This window comes from uncultured Erythrobacter sp., assembly GCF_947492365.1.
Taxonomy (GTDB): domain Bacteria; phylum Pseudomonadota; class Alphaproteobacteria; order Sphingomonadales; family Sphingomonadaceae; genus Erythrobacter.
Genome location: NZ_CANLMB010000001.1, coordinates 985142 through 1006561 on the forward strand (window position 1 = coordinate 985142; position 21420 = coordinate 1006561).

Below are 21420 nucleotides of genomic sequence, written 5' to 3' on the forward strand. Positions count from 1 at the left end.
GACAGGCAAACAGGGCTGAGAAAATATGCGTCGCGTCGTCATTACCGGACTGGGGATCGTCTCCTCGATTGGCAACAATGCAGCAGAAGTGCTGGCCTCGCTCAAAGCGGGCAAATCGGGCATCACCTTTAACGAGGATATGGCCGAGCACGGGTTCCGCTCGCAGATTGCGGGCGCGGTGGACCTTGATCTGACCGAACATGTCGACAAGCGCACTCTGCGCTTTATGGGGCCGGGCGCCGCCTACGCTCATGTCGCGATGGGTCAGGCGATTGCAGATGCCGGTCTTGAGGAAAAGGACGTCATCAATCCGATGACCGGTGTGATCGCCGGTTCGGGCGGCCCCTCGACCTCGGCCATGCTCGCCGCGCATCAGACGGTTCTGAAGAACAACAGCACCAAGCGGATTGGCCCGTTCGCAGTGCCCAAGACAATGTCCTCGACCGTGAGCGCAAACCTTGCGACCGCTTACCAGATCAAGGGCATGAACTTCTCGATCACTTCGGCTTGCTCCACCTCGCTCCACTGCATCGGCATGGCCGCGCAGCAGATCGCGCTGGGCCTGCAGGACGTGATGTTCGGCGGCGGCGGTGAAGAGCTCGACTGGACGCTTTCGTGCCTGTTCGACGCGATGGGCGCGATGTCGAGCAAGTATAACGACACCCCCGAACGCGCGAGCCGCGCATTCGACGCCGACCGCGACGGTTTCGTAATCGGCGGCGGCGGCGCGATCCTTGTGCTCGAAAGCCTCGAACACGCGCAGGCCCGCGGCGCGAAGATCTACGCCGAGGTCACCGGCTTCTGCGCCACATCCGACGGCGCCGACATGGTTGCCCCTTCAGGCGAAGGCGGCGAGCGGGCGATGCGCGGGGCGATCAAGACGCTCAGCGAAGACCGAAAAGTCAGCTATATCAACGCGCACGGCACCTCGACCCCGGTCGGCGATGTCGGCGAAATCGAAGCGGTTCGCCGCGTATTTGGAGACGGCTCGACCCCGCCGGTCAGCTCAACCAAGTCGATGACCGGGCACAGCCAGGGCGCTACCGGCGCGCAGGAAGCAGTCTATTGCCTCCTCGCGCTTCAGAACGACTTCATCATCCCCTCGATCAATGTCGAAACGCTAGATCCGGCGCTGAAGCCTGAAGAAATTGCCACCAGCTATGTCGAGAATGCCGGGCTGGATACGGTGATGACCAACAGCTTTGGCTTTGGCGGAACCAACGGCTCGATGCTGATGTCGAAGTTTCACGGGTAAGGGGCAAAGCCCTAACCGTTGCTGCAAGCCTCGATAATATCGGGCTCACTGCGCGTATCGCCGCGTTCGAACCGCGCGAAATAACCCTTCAGATCGGGCCGCTCGACAAATTCGACCAGCTTGTAGCCAATCGCCTCAAACTCGCAAAAGAGCAGCTTTGGCGGAATACCGTGGCGGTTGGTGGGCCGGTCGACATCGACCACGATGATCTGCCCGCCCTCTGCCAAAGCAGGCCACATGCGCCACAGGAACGCGTAAGGCTCGGTCACTTCGTGATACATATGGACGAGGAATATCCGGTCGAAACTGTCAGTTGGCAGCTGCGGATTGTCCGGCTCACCCAGCTTGATCGAGATGTTCTCTAGCCGCTCGCGCTCGACGCGTCGGCCAAGCCGCTCCAGCGCGTCGCGGTCAATATCTTGCGCGAGCACGCGTCCATCGTCACCCACGCGAGCCGCGAGGCGGACGGTGTAATAGCCCTCACCCGCCCCGATATCAGCGACCGTCATCCCTTCGGTGATGTCAGCCATATCCATGACCGCCTGAGCCTCGCCGCGCTCATCGCGCGCATCCTCGTTGGAGAACTGGTTGGAGACGACTTCGGAAACAGGCCGGTCGGGGCGCGGAAAGTCCTGCGCGGAAACGGGGCGGTCTTCTGGCGCCGCAAAGAAGCTGTCGCAAGCAGCGAGCATCGCCAACGCGGGCAAAAGGATTACAAGCGCCCTCATGGGATCGGCAAGGCCCGCATGCCCGAAACGAACACATCAAATGCTAGGTCGCCCTGCCGCCATGGCGACTGGCGATTCTCGGTCCGCTCGGTCACGGCAATCGCCGTCTTGCGGAACACCTCGTCGAGTGACTGGCGGCGGTCAATCTGCTTGGCAAATTCGATCGCAAAGGGGCTGCCCTTACCCGGCTCGGGGCCGTCTTCGGCGACATTGCCCGGTTCGGTTGAGAAGAACGCGACTGCCGAAAGCCCGCGCAAATTGGCCAGCTGCGCCAGCCCGCCTGATGCAGTGCTCAGATCGGAAAAGGTCACGTAGCTGATGCTGCGAGTAGGCCCTGAAATCTCGACCACTTCGATCTGGTCGTCCGGCTCGGCGTCGAAATAAGGATTGTTGCGGCAGGCATCGATGATGATGACCGCACCGCGCGCTCGCTCGGTTATCTGGGTGACCAGCGAATCAAGCGGGATCAGCGACTTGCCATCCGAGCTCATCAAGAAATTCTGCCCCTCGATCTGGAACCCGTGCCCGGCGAAGTAGAAGAACCCGATATCATCGCCGGACAAAGCATCCAGCCACGCATCGAGGCCGCTCTGCCATTCCTCGGCGCTCGGCTCTTCCAGCACGGTCAGATCGCTAACGCTGGTGGTGCGCAGCGCGGAACTTATAAGCCGGATGTCAGTGCGCGGATTGGAAAGCCGCAACGCTTCGTTTTCGGCGCTTTCATAGTTGGAGCCAATCAGAAGCGCCTTCACCTCGGCCTGCGCGCTTGCAGGCAGTAAGAGGCCCGCCATTGCGAGCCCGATCAAAGCAAGGAAGCGCCGGACCACCATCACAACCGTAATGACAATCCCAAGTTGACGCCGTGATTAACGCGGCTGTCGCTGAAGTCGAAATCGCCGGAAATCGGGAATGACATGATAGCGCGATAGCGAATATCGAGCGCGAGGTTGTTCGCCAGAATGAACTGCGCGCCGACGGCAAAATCGGGGCCCATGCTCCACTCACCACGATCCGTGCGAGTTTCCTCTCGCACAACTTCGCCATTGCGTCCGATAAACTGCGAGCGAAAATCGCCACTCGGCTGATTGCTGCCGTGAACCATGCCGGAAAAGAAGGCGACAGCATTCTCGCTGAACGGAACGAATGCTGTGACCCCGATACGCCCGCTGAATGTCTCTAGGCTCCGGTCTGTCAGGACTCTTGCCGGCTGCCTCTGCCCGTCCAGATTGCGGGTCGGTGCTTCATTGCCCAACGTCTCCGCAACAAACTGGCGGATTTCGTCGGTTTCCTGGATGGTGATCTCACCTTGGCCCGAAACATCGAGCCGCTCGTACCGGACGCCGGCAAGGATAGCGAAGTTCTCGTTCAAGCGCCTTTGCCACGTCAGTTCAGCGTCGAAACGGTCAATCTCGTCCTGACTGATCGTTTGGATCACAGACAATTCGTTGAAGCTGATATCGGCGACTTCGAGTGTGGTTTGGCGCGAGGACACCAGTTCGGTTGTTGCATCGCCTCTGCCCACCATCGCCGTCACCGTAAAACGGTCACGATCATCGCCAAAATTGACCATCGCCCCGACCATGGCAAAGCCGACTTGATCTGCGTTTGCCGCAGAGCCATTGTCCTGAACGGTCAGCGAAAGATCATCAAAACCGGTTGCAGTTCGCAGGTCTCTTGTGACCTCGTCATCGACCACTGTCCGCGCGTCTTGGAGCCCCTCCAGATCGGACGTGCGAAGGTTTGAATTATCAAAGTAATAGGAGATGCGCGGACCGATCACGACGTCGGCATGGGCGACACTTGGCGCGAGGAAAGCGCAGCCTGCGCAACCAACCAGAAGTGATTTCACTAACCGCTTCATTCCACATCCTCCACTTCGACAGCCTCGCCGGTCACGCGCTGTGCCAGCGCGGCGGAGATGTAATCGTCGATCTCGCCATCGAGCACCTTGTCAGGCGAACTCGAAGTCCAACCGGTGCGCAGGTCTTTGACCATCTGATAGGGTTGCAGGACGTAGGAGCGGATCTGGTGGCCCCACCCGATATCGCTCTTTTCCTGATACTCACCTGATGCCGCCGCTTCGCGCTCTGCCATTTCGCGTTCGAACAGCCGCGCTTTGAGCATGTTCATCGCGGTGGCGCGGTTCTTGTGCTGGCTGCGGTCGTTCTGACTCGCCACCACGATGCCGGTGGGCTGGTGGGTGATCCGCACGGCGGAGTCAGTCGTGTTCACGTGCTGGCCGCCTGCTCCCGAGGCGCGGTAGGTGTCGATCTTGAGGTCGCTCGGGTCGATCTCGATCTCGATATCGTCGTCGATGACGGGATAGACCCACACGCTGGAGAAGCTGGTGTGCCGCTTGGCTGCGCTGTCATAGGGGCTGATGCGGACAAGACGGTGGACGCCGCTTTCGGTCTTGGCATAGCCGTAAGCGTTCTCGCCTTTGATGTGCAAAGTCGCGCTCTTGATCCCGGCCTGATCGCCTGCCTGATATTCGACCGTCTCGACCTTGAAGCCGCGCCGTTCGGCCCAGCGGGCATACATGCGCAGCAGCATTTCGGCCCAGTCCTGGGACTCGGTCCCGCCTGCGCCTGCGTGGATTTCGAGATAGGTGTCGTTACCGTCAGCCTCACCCGAAAGCAGCGCCTGCACCTTGTCCGCATCGGCGCGCGCTGCGAGCTTTTCGAGGCTGGCAAGCCCATCATTGACGATGCTCTCCTCACCCTCGGCCTCGCCCATTTCGATGAACTCGACCGCATCGGCCATTTCGGCGGAGATGTCGTTCACCGTGCCTACCGCGTTTTCGAGCAGTTTCTGCTCGCGGCTGATCTTCTGCGCTTCCTTGGGATCGTCCCACAGGGTCGGATCCTGAACGCGGGCATTCAGCTCGTCGAGGCGGCGCAAAGCGCGCTCCCAATCGAGCGATTGGCGCACCAGATCAAGCGCGGCGGTGATCCGGTCGATATTGGCTTGGGCCTCGGCCCGCATGGCAATTCCTTATGAGTCTTTCGCGTGGCCCCGATTAGCGGCGGGCTGCGGATTGTAAAGTTGAGTGGAACACTGATTGTGCGCAGGAACAGAGGCGGTGCTTAGTAAATCCCGCCCTGCTCCTCGGCAAAGTTGGTTGGCTCGCCCTCGCCGCCTGCCGCATCGCTGCGCCCTTCGCGGCCTGCCCGGATCAGTTCGAGGATCTCGTCGCGTTTGGCGGCGATCTCGTCCTGACGGGTTGAACGTTCAGGCTCGCTATCGGGCTTGAAGGCCTCCCAGATGATGTCACCGCGCGGATCGCCGCTAGGCCAGCCATCCATCACCCGCTTGCCGGTGCGCCGGTCGACGCGGACCATGCGAATGCCATCAGGAGCGATCGCAGGCAGACTAGACCAGTGATCGCGCGAGTTTTCGATGAAGTCCTTGACGATCGGCGCGACGATCGTGCCGCCAAAGGCATAGCCGCCCATATTGCGCGGTGTGTCAAAGCCGAGATACGAACCCACAACCAGACGCTGCGTGCCGCCGACGAACCACACATCTTTCGGGCCAGTCGTGGTCCCGGTCTTGCCAAAGAGCGGCAGGTTTAGGCCGTTGAGCACAGTCGCGGTTCCGCGTGTGACCACCCCTTCGAGCATGTGCATCACCTGAAACGCGGTGCGCGGGTCCATGACCTCGGTGCCCTTGATCCCGAAACGCGGCATCGCGCTGCCGTCATATTCGGCCATGTTGCAGCCATTGCAGCTGCGGCTGTCTGCGCGCCAAATGACGTTGCCATTGCGGTCCTGCACATAGTCGATGACAGTCGGTTCGTTCAGACGGCCATGATTGGCGAGCGCGGAATAGGCCGAAACCATGCGCATAACGGTCGTTTCCTCAGCACCGAGCGAGGTCGCGGCATAAGGATCGGGGTCGTCCGAAATGCCCAGGTCCTGGATGGTCTCGACGACATTCTCCATGCCCGCCTGCATGCCGATCTGCACCGTCATGATGTTCTGCGATTGCTCAAGGCCGTAACGCATCGGGAACTGCCCCGCGCGCCCGCCGCGAATGCATTTTTCACCCAGTTGGCGGCCCTGATAATAACAGTAACGCGTGTTATCGATCTCGGTCGATGGGGTCATGCCCTGATCGAGGCCGGTGGCGTAGACGAAAGGCTTGATGGTCGAGCCGGGTTGGCGCGAGGCCTGCGTTGCTCGGTTAAAGTCCGACAGGCGGTGATCGAAACCGCCCTGCATGGCCAGCACACGGCCTGACTGCGCGTTCTGCACCACGATTGCGCCCTGCACTTCGGGCAGAGTGCCCACCGCATAGCCCTGACCCTGCGGCTGCACTGCAATCACATCGCCTGCCTTGAGCTCATTGGGAAGGCTGCTGAGCGGCGCTTCGTCGCCATTGGAGAAGCCGATTGTAGCTGAGGAGCCACTGCGCTGGGTCACAACTCCGACGCGCCAATCCTCGTAACTGATCGACAGGAAGGAACTGGCGAGCTGACCCGCCCAATTGCCTTCCTCCATCGGGATCGTCGCAATCGGCCCTGACCAACCGCGCCGCCCGTGATAACGCACCAGACCGCGGCGCAAGGCATCGCGCGCGGCGCTTTGCAGATCGACGTCGAGCGATGTGCGCACCCACAAGCCGCCTGCATAGACGCTGTTCTCGCCGTCCTCGACGCTTTCGCCAAAGTCGGCGATCAACTGGCGGCGTACTTCTTCGAGGAAATAGCCCGCATCGGCGCTGCGGGTTGAACGCTGGCGGACAAGGCCCAGCGGCTGCGCGGCGGCTTCTGCACGTTCGGCAGCGGTGATGAAGCCATTGTCTTCCATCTGCGAGAGCACGAAATCGCGCCGCTGCATCGCGGCCTCTTCCTCACCTGCACGGCCATAGCGTTCGGGCGCTTTTGGCAGGATGGCGAGGAAGGCGACCTCATGCAGTTCCAGATCGCCGACATCCTTGTCGAAATAGGCGCGCGCGGCGGCTTGCACACCGAAACTGCGCCGGCCCAGCGGGATTTCATTGAGGTAAAGTTCGAGGATTTCCTCTTTGCTGAGCACCTGCTCGATCCGGCTGGCGAGGATCATTTCCTTCAGCTTGCGCGTGACCGAGTACTCATCCCCCAGCAGCAACACCTTCGCGAGCTGCTGCGTGATGGTCGAGCCGCCCACGGCGCGCTCTCCCGAGCCATATTTGGTCAGGTAATCGAACACCGCATTGGCTGTGCCGGTTACATCGACGCCGCCATGGCTGAAAAAGGTCTTGTCCTCCGCCGAGAGATAGGCGTTGACGAGCTGATCGGGGTAGTCGCCGAATTGCAGCTGGACCCGGCGCTCGCGGGCATAGGAGTGGACGATCTCGCCATCAATCCCGCGCACAACGGTGGGCAGCGGGGTTTGGTAATCGACCAGCGAATCCGCCTCTGGCAAGTCGCTCGCTAGCCAGATCCAGATCGCGACCCACAACACTATGAACGCGATAAAGCCCGCCGCCAGCAGCTTGAACAGCCAGCTGGCGCGCCATTTCTCGCGGAACCATTGCAGCGCGCCGCCAAAATCGCGGGCCGCGCGATAGCGGAAGTAGTCGAGCGCTGTCTGGCTCTCGGCTTCGATTGTAGGGGTCTCGGTCATTACCTGAGCGATTTATCGCGGTTCGTGGGAGAATGCTAGCGGGCTTGCCGCAAACTCTATCAAGGTTCGGCGCGGCGCGCGAAATAGACCCGGATCGCCCGGGCAAGCACGGCTGCATATTCCGCGCGGCCTTCCTCGGTCATCAGCCGCGAACGGTCGGCATCATTGGTGACAAAGCCGCTTTCGAACAGCACGCCGGGGACGTCAGGTGCGCGCAGCACCGCGAGTTCGGCTGATCGCCGCGGCTGCGGGTGGAAACGGATGCGCCCCTGCCCCTCGCGCGCAATCAGGGAGGCAAAATCGGTGGCGTCCTCCTGCGTGCGCTGCTGCGAGAGTTCGACAAGGATGTTGCTGACCTCCTCGCTTTGCCCTTCAATCGTGATCCCGTTGAGCCGGTCGGCGGCGTTCTCGCGCTCGGCAAAGCGCGCGGCGGCCTCGCTCGATGCTTCATTCGAGAGCGTGTAGATGCTCGCCCCGCCGACATCGCGCCTATCACCGGCGGAATCGGCGTGGACCGAGAGGAACAGGTCCGCGCCGAGCTGCCGCGCGATCTGCGGACGGTCGGCCAGTACGATAATCCGGTCATCATCGCGGGTTAGCGCGACACGGATCCCGCCTTCCGCCAGCAACTCATCCCGCAGCGCCAGCGCAAGCGAGAGAACAATGTCTTTCTCAAGCACCTGCGCCCCGCCCTCTTCGCCCGCGACTGATCCCGGATCGCGCCCGCCATGGCCCGCATCAATCACCACCAGTGGCCGCGTCGGATCATCCGGCCCTTCGATCTCGGGCAGGTCCAGCGGCGCATCTTGCGGGTCGAGCGCAAAGCGCAGCACGTAATCGCGCCCCCATTCGGGCACGGGTATCGTCATCCCCAATGCCGCCGCCCCGCCCAGCAGCAAGGCAGGAACCGCGACAATCAGCAAGAGAAGCGAGCGCACACTCATAATCATGAATGCTTAGGATGTTGCGTAGTAAGAGCGCAATAGAGTTGCGGCGCGTAACCCACGGTGCTAGCGCTGAAAACAGGGACGGGGCGCGCAGTGATTTCATCACAGCAATGCTCACGCTTTCTGACAAACAGTCCGACCAACCCTATTTCATGCGGTCGGCGACACACAGGTTGATGCAGTGACGAGACGTTTCTCCTCGCAAGGACAATCCCCGCGCCATTCGCGCGGCGGCAACCTTGTCGAGGCCCACAACGGGTATTTCGCGGATACAATCCGCACGTCCATCACAGCAGACACGAATATTGCGCCCGCTTTAACTGTGCCCCTGTTCACACAGACACACAAACAGGCGCGCGCTTTTGCAACTACCGGTCTCGCTCTCCGGCAGACCGATTACCCACACAATACACGCCCATCCCGCCGCCGCCTGGCTCTGCCACCGGCGCTGCGACGAGGCGTTTGGAGAATATTACATGGCAACGCGCATGCTAATCGATGCGCGCCACTCGGAAGAGACCCGGGTGGCGGTACTCAAAGGAAACCGGATTGAAGAATTCGATTTCGAATCTGCTGAACACAAGCAGATCAAAGGCAACATCTATCTAGCGAAAGTCACGAGGGTCGAACCCTCCTTGCAGGCGGCCTTTGTCGACTTTGGCGGCAACCGTCATGGTTTCCTCGCCTTCAGCGAAATCCACCCTGACTATTACCAGATCCCGCAATCCGACCGCGAAGCGCTGTTGGCCGAAGAGGCCGAAGCTGCCGAGGAAGAAGCGCGCCTGCGCGCCGAGGAAGAGGAAGACGGCGTAACTCCCGGCGACGAATATGACGCCGATGAGGAAAGCTCCGAAGCGCTCGCCGAAGACCTCGCCGAAGACGGCCTCGAAGAAATCGATACGTCCGAAAAGGACAAGGTCGCCACCATCGAAGACGGCACATCGGATGACGATGATGACGATAGCGATGATGACGAAGATTCCGACGACGAATCCTCCGAAGAAAGCGACGAGAACGACGATGATGGCGAGGATAAGTCTCGCCGTGGCCGCCGCGGTCGTGGTCGCCGACGTCAGGGCCGCCAAGGCAAGGGCGGAAAAGGCGGAAAAGGCCGCAGCCGCGCCAAGGAAGTCGACGAAGTGCGCGCCAAGCGTATGGCTCTGCGTCGCCGTTACAAAATCCAGGACGTTATCCAGCGCCGTCAGGTACTGCTCGTCCAGGTCGTGAAGGAAGAGCGCGGCAATAAGGGCGCTGCTCTCACCACCTATCTCAGCCTTGCAGGCCGTTACACCGTGCTGATGCCGAACAGCAGCCACGGCGGCGGGATCAGCCGCAAGATCAACTCCGGCTCTGACCGCAAGCGTTTGAAGCAGGTCGTCTCCGATCTCTCGCTGCCCAAGAGCATGGGCCTGATCGTCCGCACTGCAGGCATCAGCCGCACAAAGACCGAGATCAAACGCGATTTTGATTACCTCGCACGGCTGTGGGACGAGATCCGGCAGAAAACGCTGGCTTCGACCGCGCCTTCTTTGATCCATTCGGATAGCGATCTGATCAAACGTGCGATCCGCGACATCTATAACCGCGAGATCGAGGAAGTCGTTGTCGAAGGCGAAGAGGGCTACAAATCGGCCAAGGCCTTCATGAAGATGCTGATGCCCAGCCATGCGCGCCGGGTGAAAGCCTATTCGGACCCCGTTCCCCTGTTCCAGCGTTACGGCGCAGAGGATCAGCTGCGCGCGATGTATGATCCGATGGTCCAGCTCAAATCGGGCGGCTATCTGATCATCAACCCGACCGAGGCGCTGGTGTCGATCGACATCAACTCAGGCCGCTCGACCAAAGAGCACGGGATCGAACAGACCGCGCTGCACACCAACCTCGAAGCTGCGCGCGAGATCGCCCGCCAACTGCGCCTGCGCGATATGGCTGGCCTCGTCGTGATCGACTTCATCGACATGGAATACAATTCCAACGTCCGCAAAGTCGAAAAGGCGATGAAGGACGCGCTCAAGAACGACCGCGCGCGCATTCAGGTGGGACGCATTTCGGGCTTTGGCCTGATGGAAATGAGCCGCCAGCGCCTGCGCACCGGCGTGCTCGAAGCGACAACGCGCGAATGCCCGCATTGCGACGGTTCGGGCCTTGTCCGCACCGCTTCGTCGGCGGGTCTGTCGGCGCTTCGCCTGATCGAAGACGAAGCTGCCAAGGGCCGCGGCACGATTATCAAGCTTGCCGCCAGCACCGAAGCTGCGATCTACATGCTCAACGAAAAACGCGGCGAGCTGGTCGAGATCGAGCAGCGCTATGGCGTCACCGTCGAAGTCGCGCCCGAGGGTGAGGATGAAGGCGCGAAGATGAGCGTATCGAGCGCGGGCCCTCGCCCGACCGAAGCGCCCAAATTCGAACCGATCGTCGATGATGACGACGATGATGACGACATCCCAGAAGAGGATTTCGGCCCCGAAAACGACGGGGACGACGATGACGACGGCAACAAGAAAAAGAAACGCCGCCGCCGCCGTGGTGGCAGAGGCCGCAACAAGAAGCGCTCTGAAGACGGCAGCGATGGTGAAGAGGCCGGTGAAGGCGACGAGTCGGAAGACGGCGAAAGCTCCGAAAACGGAGATGACGGCGCCAACGACAACGAAGACAAGCCCAAGCGCCGCCGCCGCCGTGGTGGCCGTGGTCGCCGCAAGAAGCAGGAAGGCACTGATGAGGCTTCGCAAGAAGGTTCAGAGGAAGCACCTGCCGAAGAGGCCCCCGCTGATGAGCCAGTTGCTGAAGTAGCTACGCCTGAGGAAGCCCCTACGGAAGAAGCCCCTGCTGAAGAGAAGCCCAAGCGCAAGCGGGCTCCTCGCAAGAAAAAGGTGGAGGCGCCTGTTGAGGAAGCTCCTGTAGAGGAAGCTCCCGCAACCGAGGCTCCTGCCGAAGAAGCTGCGCCGGAAGAAAAGCCCAAGCGCAAGCGGGCTCCGCGCAAGAAGAAGGCAGAAACCGAAGAAGCCGCTCCCAAGGCAGCAAAAGCCAAAGCGGCAGATGCTGGCGAAAGCGCGGACGGCGATGCCGGTGAAGCGCCTGCCGCTGAGAGCGACGAAGGCGGAGCCGATAGCGGCGGCCGCAAACGTGGCTGGTGGCAACGCACCTTCGGCGAGTAAACCTAGCCTACATTCATAGAAAAAGGGCCGGCACCAAGTGTCGGCCCTTTTTCTATGCGCAGATCAAATGCCCGATGCCTAAACCCCGAGGCCTAAATACCCGGCCCCTAAATACCCGGTCGCCGAGCGACGCCCCATTCGTTCCACATCGCGAATTTCGGGGTCTTAGGCATATAGCCCTGCCCCAGCGGTTCGACTTCAAACCCGGCCCCGCGAAAGGCTGAACCGATCGGACGGGTCAGATGGCAGCCGCCAGCAAGCCGTTTCCACACGGGCTCGATCCGGTCCTGCCACTTGGCGACATTTGCATCGGGCGCCCGGCCATGTTCGAGGAACAGTGCCTGACCGCCCGGACGTAGCACGCGCAGCATTTCGGACAGAACGCGCTCGGGCTCTTGCACCGAACACAGGGTGAAAGTGCAGACCACGGTGTCGAATGACCGGCTCGAAAAGGGGATGTCCTCCCCCACGCCCTGACGGATATCTGCTGCCCAGCCCTTGGCCTTGGCTTCTTCGCGCGTATTCTCAAGCAGACCTTCATGCGGGTCGATCCCGGCATAGGACTTGATCGCATCGGCCTTATAGAATTGCTGGTTAATCCCGCCGCCGCAGCCCAGTTCGAACACATCGCCCTTTGCCAGCGGCACCACCATTGAGCGGCGCTTGAGCACCTGTCCGGTGCCGCACGCACAGCGGATAAGGCGCGGCATTATATGCGCATCATACCAGTCCCCGACACCCATTGCGCGTCCTCCCTCAAACACGTGCCTGCGCTGCCCGAACGATAGTCTCCCCCAATCGGCTGAAATTGCAAGTTTTTCCTAATCATTAGGGAAAAAGGATTTGACTAGCACTGCCTTGTGCAAGCAGCTAAGCGCGCGCTGAAAAGCAATGCCCGTCCATAGCAAGGCCCGCATCACATTATGACCGACCAGCTCACACCTTTGCGTATCTCAGACGAAGACAAGGCGCGCATCCGCCTGCTCTTCATGGCCAAACACGCGAAATGGGGCGGCGGGATGCACCCTGAGGATGGCAATCACGCGATCTATCACCACGAGGTGCGCCAGACGCTTGAAGGACTAGGCCTCAATCTGACGCTCGGTGACAGCTACGACATTCTCTACCAGCGGCCCGAGGTCGATTTTGTCTTTCCGCTGCTCAATCGCGGCGGTTTTGTGAACAGCGAGATGACCATTCCGGTCCTGTGCAACATGCACCGCATTCCCTATCTGGGCGCGATGCCGTTCCTGCGCGGTCTGGGCGATGATAAATCTGTCAGCAAGCTGGTCGCGCGCCATGCCGGTGTGCCGACGGCGGACTGGTACTGCTATCGCCGCGGCGCTCCGGTCGAGGAAGCGAACCTGCCCGCCAGTCCCGATGGCCGCTGGGTGATAAAGCCCAACGCATCCTCCGCCAGTTGGGGCATTTCGGATGCGTTCGAGTTTGCCGGTGTCGCCAATGCGGTCGCCAATATTCACGGGCAAGGCCACGATGCGATCGTAGAGCCCTATCTTGATGGCTATGACATCCAATGCGCCTTCATCACCATGCATGACGAGGCCGTCGCGCTGCCAATGCTTTGGTACGAGCGCGAGGACACGCAGCGCCTGTGGACCTATTATGAGAAACGCGATCTGGTCCAGAACACCGAAAAGGCCGCGTTGAAGGCGTTTGACCACGCAGAATTTGCGCCCAAAATCTACGAATATGCGAAGAAATATGCGCGCGAATTCCTGTCGTTCGACTATGGCCGGATCGAGTTCCGGCTCGATCTCAACACCGGCGATATCAACTTCATCGAGATCAATCTGAACTGCAATCTGTGGTCGGAAAAGGTCATGGCAAAGGCAGCCGCGCGCGCCGGTTTCAGCCATGCAGACCTGCTCGAGACGCTGCTGGCGGAAAGCTGGCGGCGCAACGGCCTGATCGCGCTTTAATCGTGCGCTGACCTAGCGCGTGGCGACGACGACTTTCAGATCATCGAGTGCGATGGGTGATCCTGCCAGCGCGCCGCCATTCTGGGCTGACAGATAGAGGATCGGCCTGAATGGGCGCGGTGTCTCGCCTTCGCTGAGGTCAAAGCTCAGCTCAAACTCTGCCCAGCCCTCACTCTCCTCGACTGGCTGGCTTGCACGCATGAACACGGGCGCGGTTTCCAGCGCTTCAAAGCGGCCCACGCCAGCGGGCCGTTCCTGATTTGCAACGCTCACTGTGAGCGATTGGGCTGCTCTGATCCTGCCCGATATCGTCACGCGGTTGCCGGGGGCCACCCGGAAGAATGTCGAAGGCGTGATCGACACCTGCCCCGCCTCGCCATCGGCAACAAGCTGCAAGGCATGGCCGCGCGGCCCATCAAACACGTGTTCCCAATCCGCGCCATAGACCTTGAGCGAGCGGTCAATCGCGGTGCCGAAAACGGCATTTTCAAAGTCACCGCCTCGCAGCAATTCGCGCGTCGTATTTCCGCCAGCGGGCGACTCCACAGCGCCCGCAGCCTCGCTCATCGCGGGAAGGATCAGGCCGTGCCCGCCATTGCGCGAAACCACGGTGCCACGCTGGGCAGAGAGCCGCACGATCCGCTCCAGCACGGCTTCGCGCATCGACCCCACTGCCGGGACGGGCCGGTAATCGAGGACGCGGATTGGGATCAACTCGGCGCGGATGACCCGCCCTTCCTCCATCCATGCCTTCAACACAAAGCTGCCATGCGTTTCGAGAAAATACTGATCGAACAGAAAGTTACCGGTCGAATAGGCGATCAACGCGCCGCCATACAATTCCACCCCGTGAGCGACATGCGGATGATGCGATGCGACCAAGACCGCACCGTTGTCGACCGCCAGCCTCATCCGCCGCTCGCTCACCTCGGTGGGATTGTCGCTATATTCGCGGCTGCCGTGATATTGCACGATCACCTCGCGCCCGAGCGTCGCTTCACGCGCAACCGAAGCCTCGATATTCGCATCGCTGCCATAGGCCGCCCCGCCCTTGTCACTCTCGGCAATCTGGTTGGGCTCCACCCTGCCCCGCCAACCGACATAACCGAGCAGCGACAGATTCTGACCGCCGACGTTGAGGCGCGAAGCGCGCAAAGCTTCCTCTTCGTTCGCGCCGGCACCGGACCATTCCAGCCCCGCCGCTTCGACAGCCTCGATCGTCGTATCCAGCCCTTCCTGCAAATAGTCATAGCTGTGATTGTTGCCGAGCGAGACGTGATTGAAACCGACCTGCGCGAGCGCCTCTGCCAGTTCGGGCGGAGCGTAAAAGATGACGCTCTTGGGCGCGGCCTGCTCGGGATCGTCCTGCGACAAAACGATTTCGAGATTGACCGAGGCCAAGTCGGCACTCTCGATATAGGGCCGCATCGGCTCAAGCAGTTCGAGTAGATCGGGCAGAGGATCGGACCGGTCGACCAGCACGCGCTCCCCCCAGATCGGATCGCTGTAACGGCGGCCCGCCATCGCGTCTCCGGCAAACAGCAATTCGGTGCGGCCTTCCTTGCGTGCGACCACTCCGATTGATGGAAGTTCCAGACAGCTGCACTGGGCCGAATAGAGTTCTGCAATCCCGAAAGTCTGGATCGATGTGAAGATCGACTGACCGTGGATTGTCACCCGGTAATAGGGCGCGACCGGCAGGCTGGCAGAGTAGCGGCCATCGCCGTCCAGCTCAGCCGCTTCACCATTGATAGCAACTGAAATGCCTTCGAGACCGGTATCATCGAAAGACGTGTCGATTGATCCCCGCGCCTGAATGGGGCCGTCTGGCTGCTGCGCAGATGCTGACGCCGCGCAGGTGACAATCAGGGCGGCTAACATTGCCGGTATCAGGTGTTTCAATTCTTGCGCCTTTCCGGACAAGCTTCTGGTCCGCCTCCATCTGGTCAAGGTGAACCCGCAAAGCCAAGTGCCAAGGCGAGGCCATACCATAGACCAAGCCTATGCGGTGCCTTGCGGGGGCGATTGTGCGGTCGCCGTGAAGCTGCGCGAATTTTCCTACAGGGGCTCAAGCGGCTATAGAATCGCAGCATTTCGTGATCGTATTCGGCGCGCGAGGAAGGAAGGAAAGCTGGCGAATTTTGGAAAGTTACACATTGCCCGCTCATTTGGCCCAAAACCCGCGCAATCATGCGGCTTTGGACGCGGAGCAGAGTTTTTCAATTACCCCACTTGCGCGGTCCAGGTTTCGGGCCGGTTGACGCCAATGCACACCGCTTTTGCAAAAACCGCATCACAAGCCGCCTTGCCCTCGACGCCTCAGCCGCTAAACAGGGTGCGGGGCAATTAGGGATTAGATGATGGCGACGTTCACCCTTCCGAAGAATTCAAAGATCAGCAAGGATGGCAAGACGCACAAGGCCGGCGGCGCAAAGCGCGCCAAGTCCTTCAAGATCTATCGCTACGATCCCGATAGCGGCAAGAACCCGCGCTACGACACGTTCGAGCTTGATCTCGACGATTGCGGCCCGATGGTTCTGGACGCTTTGTTCAAGATCAAGAACGAGATCGACCCGACGCTGACCTTCCGCCGTTCATGCCGCGAAGGGATTTGCGGGTCATGCTCGATGAATATGAACGGGTCGAACGGCCTCGCCTGCACCACCGCGATTGACGATCTGAAGGGCGAGATTCGCATCACTCCCCTGCCCCATATGGATGTGATCAAGGATCTGGTGCCCGACTTCACCCACTTCTACGCGCAATACGCCTCGATCCGGCCCTGGCTGCAAACGGTCAGCACCACGCCTTCGGGCAAAGAGCGTTTGCAGACACCCGAACAGCGCGAGAAGCTGGATGGACTCTATGAGTGCATCCTGTGCGCGTGCTGCTCGACTTCGTGCCCTTCCTATTGGTGGAATTCGGACAAGTTCCTGGGTCCTGCGATCCTATTGCAAGCCTATCGCTGGCTCGCAGACAGCCGCGACGAGATGACGGGTGAGCGCCTCAACGAGCTAGAAGACCCCTTCCGCCTCTATCGCTGCCACACGATCATGAATTGCGCCAATGTCTGCCCCAAGGGGCTCAGCCCCGCCAAAGCCATCGCCGAAACCAAGAAGATGATGGCCGAACGGGCGATCTGATCGGCGCGTGACATGGCGCTGAGCGAAGACGTATTCGAACACGGGCCTGATCCGGAGAACCCCGGTTGGCGGCACTGGAACCTCAAGGACGAGACGCTGTTCAACGGCGCGGTCATGGGGCGCCTGATCACGCGGCTCGACGAGGATGGTAAGGCGCGGCTGCGGATGTTCCCGGAGCGTCGGCATGAGAACCTGCAAGGCATCATCCACGGCGCAGTGACGCTGGCGTTGATCGACATCTCGATGTTCACAACGATGCACACGATCGGCAGCGGCAATGCGGGGCCTTCGGTAACGCTGGAGCTGTCCACTCAGTTCGTCGGAGCCGGTGACATGACGCGCCCTCTCGACGCGGTGAACGAGATCGTGCGCGAGACCGGCAAGCTGGTCTTCATCCGCGGGCAGTGTGTGCAGGATGAGGACGTGGTCGCGAGCTACTCAGGCATCGTGCGCAAGATGAAGCCGCGCAATTGACCCGGATGCTCGCCCGGTACGAGCAGCTGATCGCGGCGGGCGAGCTACGCGCGGACCCCGATCAGCGCCGCGCTGCTGTTAGGCTCGACCGGCTGCAAAAGGAGCTGGAGGCACAGCGTCCCGGCGGATTGCTGGGTCAGTTCTTCGGCCGCAAACAGGATCGCTGCGAGGGCGTCTATATGTGGGGCGGCGTCGGACGCGGAAAGTCGATGCTGATGGACCTGTTCCACGAAACACTCTCGCTCACGGAGAAACGCCGCGTCCACTTCCACGCTTTCATGCAGGAAGTGCACGAGGAAATGCGCCTTGCCCGCCAGACCCATGAAGGCGATCCAATACCGCCGGTTGCACAGAAGCTGTCCGAGAATGTGCGCGTGCTCGCCTTTGACGAGATGGTGGTCAACAACTCGGCCGATGCGATGATCATGAGCAGGCTGTTCACCCACCTGATCCGCGAGCAGGACGTCGTGATCGTCACCACCTCGAACCGCCCGCCGAGCGACCTCTACAAAGACGGCCTCAACCGCGAGCACTTCCTGCCCTTCATCGACCTGATCGAGCAGGAGCTGGACGTGCTCGGGTTGAACGGTCCGACTGACTACCGGCTCGACCGGATTGGCGATCTGGCGACATGGCACACGCCGCTGGGTGATGAGGCAACCGCCAAGGTGCGCGAGGCCTTCTTCCGCCTCACCGACTTCGCGCCCGAGGATGCTGCCAATGTTCCATCTGAGGAACTCGCAATCGGTCAGAAGCGCACCATCCATGTGCCAAAGTCACTCAAAGGCGTAGGCGTCTTCAGTTTCAAAAGGCTTTGTGCAGAGGCTCGCGGTGCGCCCGACTACCTCGCCATTGCGCGCGCCTTTCACACCGTGATCCTCGTCGGCATCCCGCTGATGGGGCCGGAAAAGCGCAACGAAGCGGCGCGCTTTGTGACACTGATCGACGCGCTTTACGAACACCGGGTCAAATTGTTCGCAACCGCAGAAACGCGGCCCGATGACCTCTACAAAGCAGGTGACGGCAGCTTTGAATTCGAGCGTACGGCAAGCCGGCTCAATGAAATGCAAAGCGATGAATACATGGCCCTAGGCCACGGCGCGGAGCACTAAGCTCAGGCAGCAGCAATACGCTCAGCCAGGCGGCCTTGTGCAGCGACGAGACGGCTCATCACCTTGAGGTCCTGCTCGCGCAATTGCAGCGCGGTGTCGGCCCACAGCTCGGTAATCCTGTTGAGCTCTTCAAGCTGCAGCTGCCACACGCGCTTGGTCGCACGGCGTGCCCCGACTAGACCTGCGTGACGGCGGTCGGACTTCTTGATGAAGTCGCGCACTGCATTCAGTCCATCGCCGGGCTCTGCAAGCGCGTGAACAATGCCCATGTCGTACATCTGTTCAGCGGTATAAGTCTCGTTTGAAACGATGATGCGGTCAGCCATCGCGCTACCAAGCTTACGCGTCAGCAAGGCATGCGCGCCCATGCCGGGATAAAGACCAAACATCACCTCGGGCAGGCCAAAGGTCGTTTGTCGCTCGGCAATGATATAGTCGAATGACAGCAATGCCTCGAACCCTCCGCCCAGCGCAGTGCCTTGCACCAGTCCGATCGTGAGCATCGGAATGTCGAGCGTCCGGATGTTCCGGTCGAGGATTGCGCAGCAACGGTGGCCATATTTGACCAACGCCTCGCGATTGCGTTCGCGGATCAGCTGCTGGAAAAGATCGAGGTCGCCGCCGAAGCAGAACACGTCCGGCGCACGGCTTCCCAGCACCAGATAGCGCAGCGGAACCTTTCCCGGACCAAAGCCGGCCTCGATCAGGTCCTGCCACTTTTCAAAGTCGTCTAGCATCGATGGAGTGAAGCTGGGGCGGCCTACAGGATTAATGTAAGTCCAGAGCGTTGCACTTGTATCTTCATAAAGAACATCAAGTTCTGACAGGCGGAACAATTCGTCTGGAATAGCCGAATGCAGCACGCTTTCAGCGAGCAATTCATCTTCACTTGTCAATGGAACTGCCCGGCTGGCGCTGCTGTCCATCACCCAATACTCCGCTCTGACCCTGCGACCCTTGGCGCCTGAACGCCAATCTAATGAGCGACCTCTTGGCCTGCTACGTAACGAGTTGTAATCTACCGGTTGGAAAGGAAGCAAATGAATTATTGAAGGAATCAGGCGGCCAGAGTCTCAAAACGGGTCAATTGAGACTGATATTGCTGCGAATATTTGACAGTTGTGGATAATTCGCGGGCGGGTCCGCATCATCAACCGCTAACCTCAAGTTGGGCGAGCGACTTTTCCAACATCAGCAACTGCCACAAGACGCGCGAATTGTCCGCTCGGCCCGAAATATGCGCCTCGGCAAGGTCCGAAATCGCGCGCGGAGCAAACCAACCCGACTGGGCAAGAACCGAACTCGATCCAATCGCCCGAGCCTCTGCGCTGAGAGGCCCGCGCAACCATTCGGCAATTGGGGTCACAAACCCCTGTTTGGGCCGGTAGAGGATGTCGCGCGGCAAATAGCGCTCCATGCACTTCTTGAGCAGATATTTGCCGGTGCTCCCCTGCACTCGCAATTTGTCGGGCAGACGCGCGGCAAATTCGACCAGACGATGGTCAAGCAGCGGTTCGCGCGCCTCGAGGCTCACCGCCATGCTGGTGCGGTCTACCTTGGTAAGGATGTCTCCGGGAAGCCAGAAAGTGAGGTCCGCATATTGTGCGCGGTCGAGCCCGCTTTGCGCAGGCGCTGCCCGCATAAGAGCGATTAACTCATCCTCCCCCCGGAACCCGCCAAGTCCATCGGCAAAGCCGCTGGAATAAAGCGCGGCGCGCGCTTCAGGCGTTGTCACGGAAAGACCGCGCGCATAGCCCTCTTCTCCGCTTTCGGCGAGCGCCAGCAAGGTCGCCTTGGCGCGTAAGGGGCGCGGTGCCCAATCCGCCTTGGGCCAAAAGCGCCCGAGCGTCCCGAACAGCGAGCCGCGCAGGCCCGATGGCAAAAGCGAGCGAACGCGCTCTTCATTGTGGTGAAACACCTGCCTGCGGTAGCCCGCAAAAGCCTCATCCGCTCCATCGCCGGATAAAGCCACCGTCACCTTTTCGCGGGCAAGCTGGCACACGCGCCATGTCGGCAATGCGGAGGCATCTGCAAAGGGCTCGTCAAACATGCCAGCAAGCTGATCGAGCGCGCCAAAATCCTCTTGCCCGACAATGCGGCTGTCATGGGCTGTGCCAAACTGCTCGGCGATCTGCTTTGCGTAGCTGGTTTCATCCAGACCTTCGACGTCAAAGCCAATCGAGCAAGTGCGCACCGGCTCCGCGCTGGCCTCGCTCATCAAAGCGACGACGCTGGAGGAATCGACTCCGCCAGATAGAAATGCACCCAACGGGACGTCGGAAACCATGCGCGATTGCACCGCTTCGCGCATCAGGTGGACAAGTTCTGCCGAAAGGTCCGCCTCGCTTCCCTTTGCGCGTTCGGCAAAGCTGATGTCGTACCAGCGGCGCTGTTGCGGCACCGGCTTGCCCTGTTCGAGCAGAAGGAAATGGCCCGCTGCGAGCTTTTGGACGCCAGACAGGATCGCATGGCTATCCGGCACATAACCCCAGGTGAGATAGGCATCGAGCGCCTGCGGATCGACCCTGCGGCGTATTAGCGGGTGCGCAAGCAGTCCTTTCAACTCGCTCGCAAAGGCTAAGCTGCCGTCGGAAAGCCTCGCCAGATGCAACGGCTTCACCCCGAAACGATCGCGTGCCAGCAGCAATTGCCGCGTGTCGAGATCGTAGAGCGCGATGACAAACATTCCGTGGAGCTTGTCCAGGCAATCAACGCCCCAGCGCTGCCACGCGGCGAGGATCACCTCAGTATCGCCTGACGTTCGGAATTTGGCGCCATCGCGCTCAAGCTCGCGGCGCAATTCGCGGAAATTGTAGATCTCGCCGTTAAAAGCGATCACCGCACGGCCGTCAGCTGAAAGCATAGGCTGGGGGGAGCCTTCGACGTCGATGACAGAGAGGCGCCGGTGCCCCAGCCCTACGCCGTGTTCGGTCCAGACACCTGCGCCATCCGGCCCGCGATGCGCCATTGCGGTGCACATCCGCTCGACCCGAGCAGGATCGACGGGCTTGGGCGTTTCCGCATGAAAGAGACCAGCAATTCCGCACATGATCGGCG

At 60.7% G+C, this 21420-nt stretch carries 16 protein-coding genes; 6 read left to right on the plus strand and 10 right to left on the minus strand.

Translation table 11 applies throughout. The features are described from left to right. The first annotated feature begins 25 nt into the window (after positions 1–25). Positions 26–1255, plus strand: coding sequence for a beta-ketoacyl-ACP synthase II (locus tag Q0887_RS04825; protein WP_299192787.1), 1230 nt, complete (start codon positions 26–28; stop codon positions 1253–1255). An 11-nt stretch (positions 1256–1266) separates the two neighbouring features. Here Q0887_RS04825 and Q0887_RS04830 read toward each other — a convergent pair whose 3' ends face one another. From Q0887_RS04830 to Q0887_RS04855, 6 genes are all read right to left on the minus strand, one after another. Further along, positions 1267–1983, minus strand: a complete 717-nt coding sequence (locus tag Q0887_RS04830) for a class I SAM-dependent methyltransferase (protein WP_299192789.1) — start codon at positions 1981–1983, stop codon at positions 1267–1269. Continuing rightward, the gene (locus Q0887_RS04835) at positions 1980–2774 is read right to left on the minus strand and encodes a caspase family protein (protein WP_299192791.1); all 795 of its coding nucleotides are present in this window, start codon (positions 2772–2774) and stop codon (positions 1980–1982) included. Before Q0887_RS04835 ends, Q0887_RS04830 begins: the two co-directional genes overlap by 4 nt. A gap of 38 nt (positions 2775–2812) precedes the next feature. Beyond that, on the minus strand, positions 2813–3832 hold the full coding sequence (locus tag Q0887_RS04840) for a hypothetical protein (RefSeq protein WP_299192793.1): 1020 nt from the start codon (positions 3830–3832) through the stop codon (positions 2813–2815). Between the two features lie 8 nt (positions 3833–3840). Continuing rightward, complete coding sequence (gene prfB, locus Q0887_RS04845; RefSeq protein WP_299192795.1) at positions 3841–4968, minus strand: peptide chain release factor 2; 1128 nt, start codon at positions 4966–4968, stop codon at positions 3841–3843. 101 nt (positions 4969–5069) lie between these two features. Further along, complete coding sequence (locus Q0887_RS04850; RefSeq protein WP_299192797.1) at positions 5070–7592, minus strand: transglycosylase domain-containing protein; 2523 nt, start codon at positions 7590–7592, stop codon at positions 5070–5072. 59 nt (positions 7593–7651) lie between these two features. Next, on the minus strand, positions 7652–8536 hold the full coding sequence (locus Q0887_RS04855; RefSeq protein WP_299192799.1) for an N-acetylmuramoyl-L-alanine amidase: 885 nt from the start codon (positions 8534–8536) through the stop codon (positions 7652–7654). A gap of 479 nt (positions 8537–9015) precedes the next feature. On the opposite strand from Q0887_RS04855, the gene Q0887_RS04860 reads away from it, so the two are divergent. Then, positions 9016–11694, plus strand: coding sequence for a ribonuclease E/G (locus Q0887_RS04860; protein WP_299192800.1), 2679 nt, complete (start codon positions 9016–9018; stop codon positions 11692–11694). Between the two features lie 107 nt (positions 11695–11801). Here Q0887_RS04860 and Q0887_RS04865 read toward each other — a convergent pair whose 3' ends face one another. Continuing rightward, positions 11802–12437 carry a class I SAM-dependent methyltransferase gene (locus Q0887_RS04865; RefSeq protein ID WP_299192802.1) on the minus strand — a complete coding sequence of 212 codons (636 nt, stop codon included), beginning with the start codon at positions 12435–12437 and terminating at the stop codon, positions 11802–11804. Positions 12438–12617: 180 nt separating this feature from the next. Between Q0887_RS04865 and Q0887_RS04870 the strand changes: the two genes are divergently transcribed. Further along, positions 12618–13634 (plus strand): phosphoribosylglycinamide synthetase, encoded by a 1017-nt coding sequence (locus tag Q0887_RS04870; protein ID WP_299192804.1) that lies wholly within the window; start codon positions 12618–12620, stop codon positions 13632–13634. A gap of 12 nt (positions 13635–13646) precedes the next feature. Here Q0887_RS04870 and Q0887_RS04875 read toward each other — a convergent pair whose 3' ends face one another. Beyond that, the gene (locus tag Q0887_RS04875; RefSeq protein ID WP_299192805.1) at positions 13647–15536 is read right to left on the minus strand and encodes a CapA family protein; all 1890 of its coding nucleotides are present in this window, start codon (positions 15534–15536) and stop codon (positions 13647–13649) included. A 458-nt stretch (positions 15537–15994) separates the two neighbouring features. Here Q0887_RS04875 and Q0887_RS04880 point away from each other — a divergent pair, with 458 nt between their 5' ends. From Q0887_RS04880 to zapE, 3 genes are read left to right on the plus strand one after another with little or no spacing between them, the layout of a single operon-like run. Continuing rightward, the gene (locus Q0887_RS04880; RefSeq protein ID WP_299192807.1) at positions 15995–16777 is read left to right on the plus strand and encodes a succinate dehydrogenase iron-sulfur subunit; all 783 of its coding nucleotides are present in this window, start codon (positions 15995–15997) and stop codon (positions 16775–16777) included. A 12-nt stretch (positions 16778–16789) separates the two neighbouring features. Continuing rightward, complete coding sequence (locus tag Q0887_RS04885; RefSeq protein WP_299192809.1) at positions 16790–17251, plus strand: PaaI family thioesterase; 462 nt, start codon at positions 16790–16792, stop codon at positions 17249–17251. Further along, positions 17248–18363 carry a cell division protein ZapE gene (gene zapE / locus Q0887_RS04890; protein WP_299192810.1) on the plus strand — a complete coding sequence of 372 codons (1116 nt, stop codon included), beginning with the start codon at positions 17248–17250 and terminating at the stop codon, positions 18361–18363. Before Q0887_RS04885 ends, zapE begins: the two co-directional genes overlap by 4 nt. A gap of 2 nt (positions 18364–18365) precedes the next feature. Here the strand turns inward: zapE and Q0887_RS04895 are convergent, their stop codons facing one another. Together Q0887_RS04895 and Q0887_RS04900 are read right to left on the minus strand one after the other, a co-directional pair. After that, positions 18366–19289 (minus strand): crotonase/enoyl-CoA hydratase family protein, encoded by a 924-nt coding sequence (locus Q0887_RS04895; protein ID WP_299192812.1) that lies wholly within the window; start codon positions 19287–19289, stop codon positions 18366–18368. Positions 19290–19513: 224 nt separating this feature from the next. Further along, entirely contained in the window at positions 19514–21412 is a 1899-nt protein-coding gene (locus Q0887_RS04900) for an XrtA/PEP-CTERM system amidotransferase (protein ID WP_299192813.1), read from the minus strand. Positions 21413–21420: the final 8 nt, after the last annotated feature.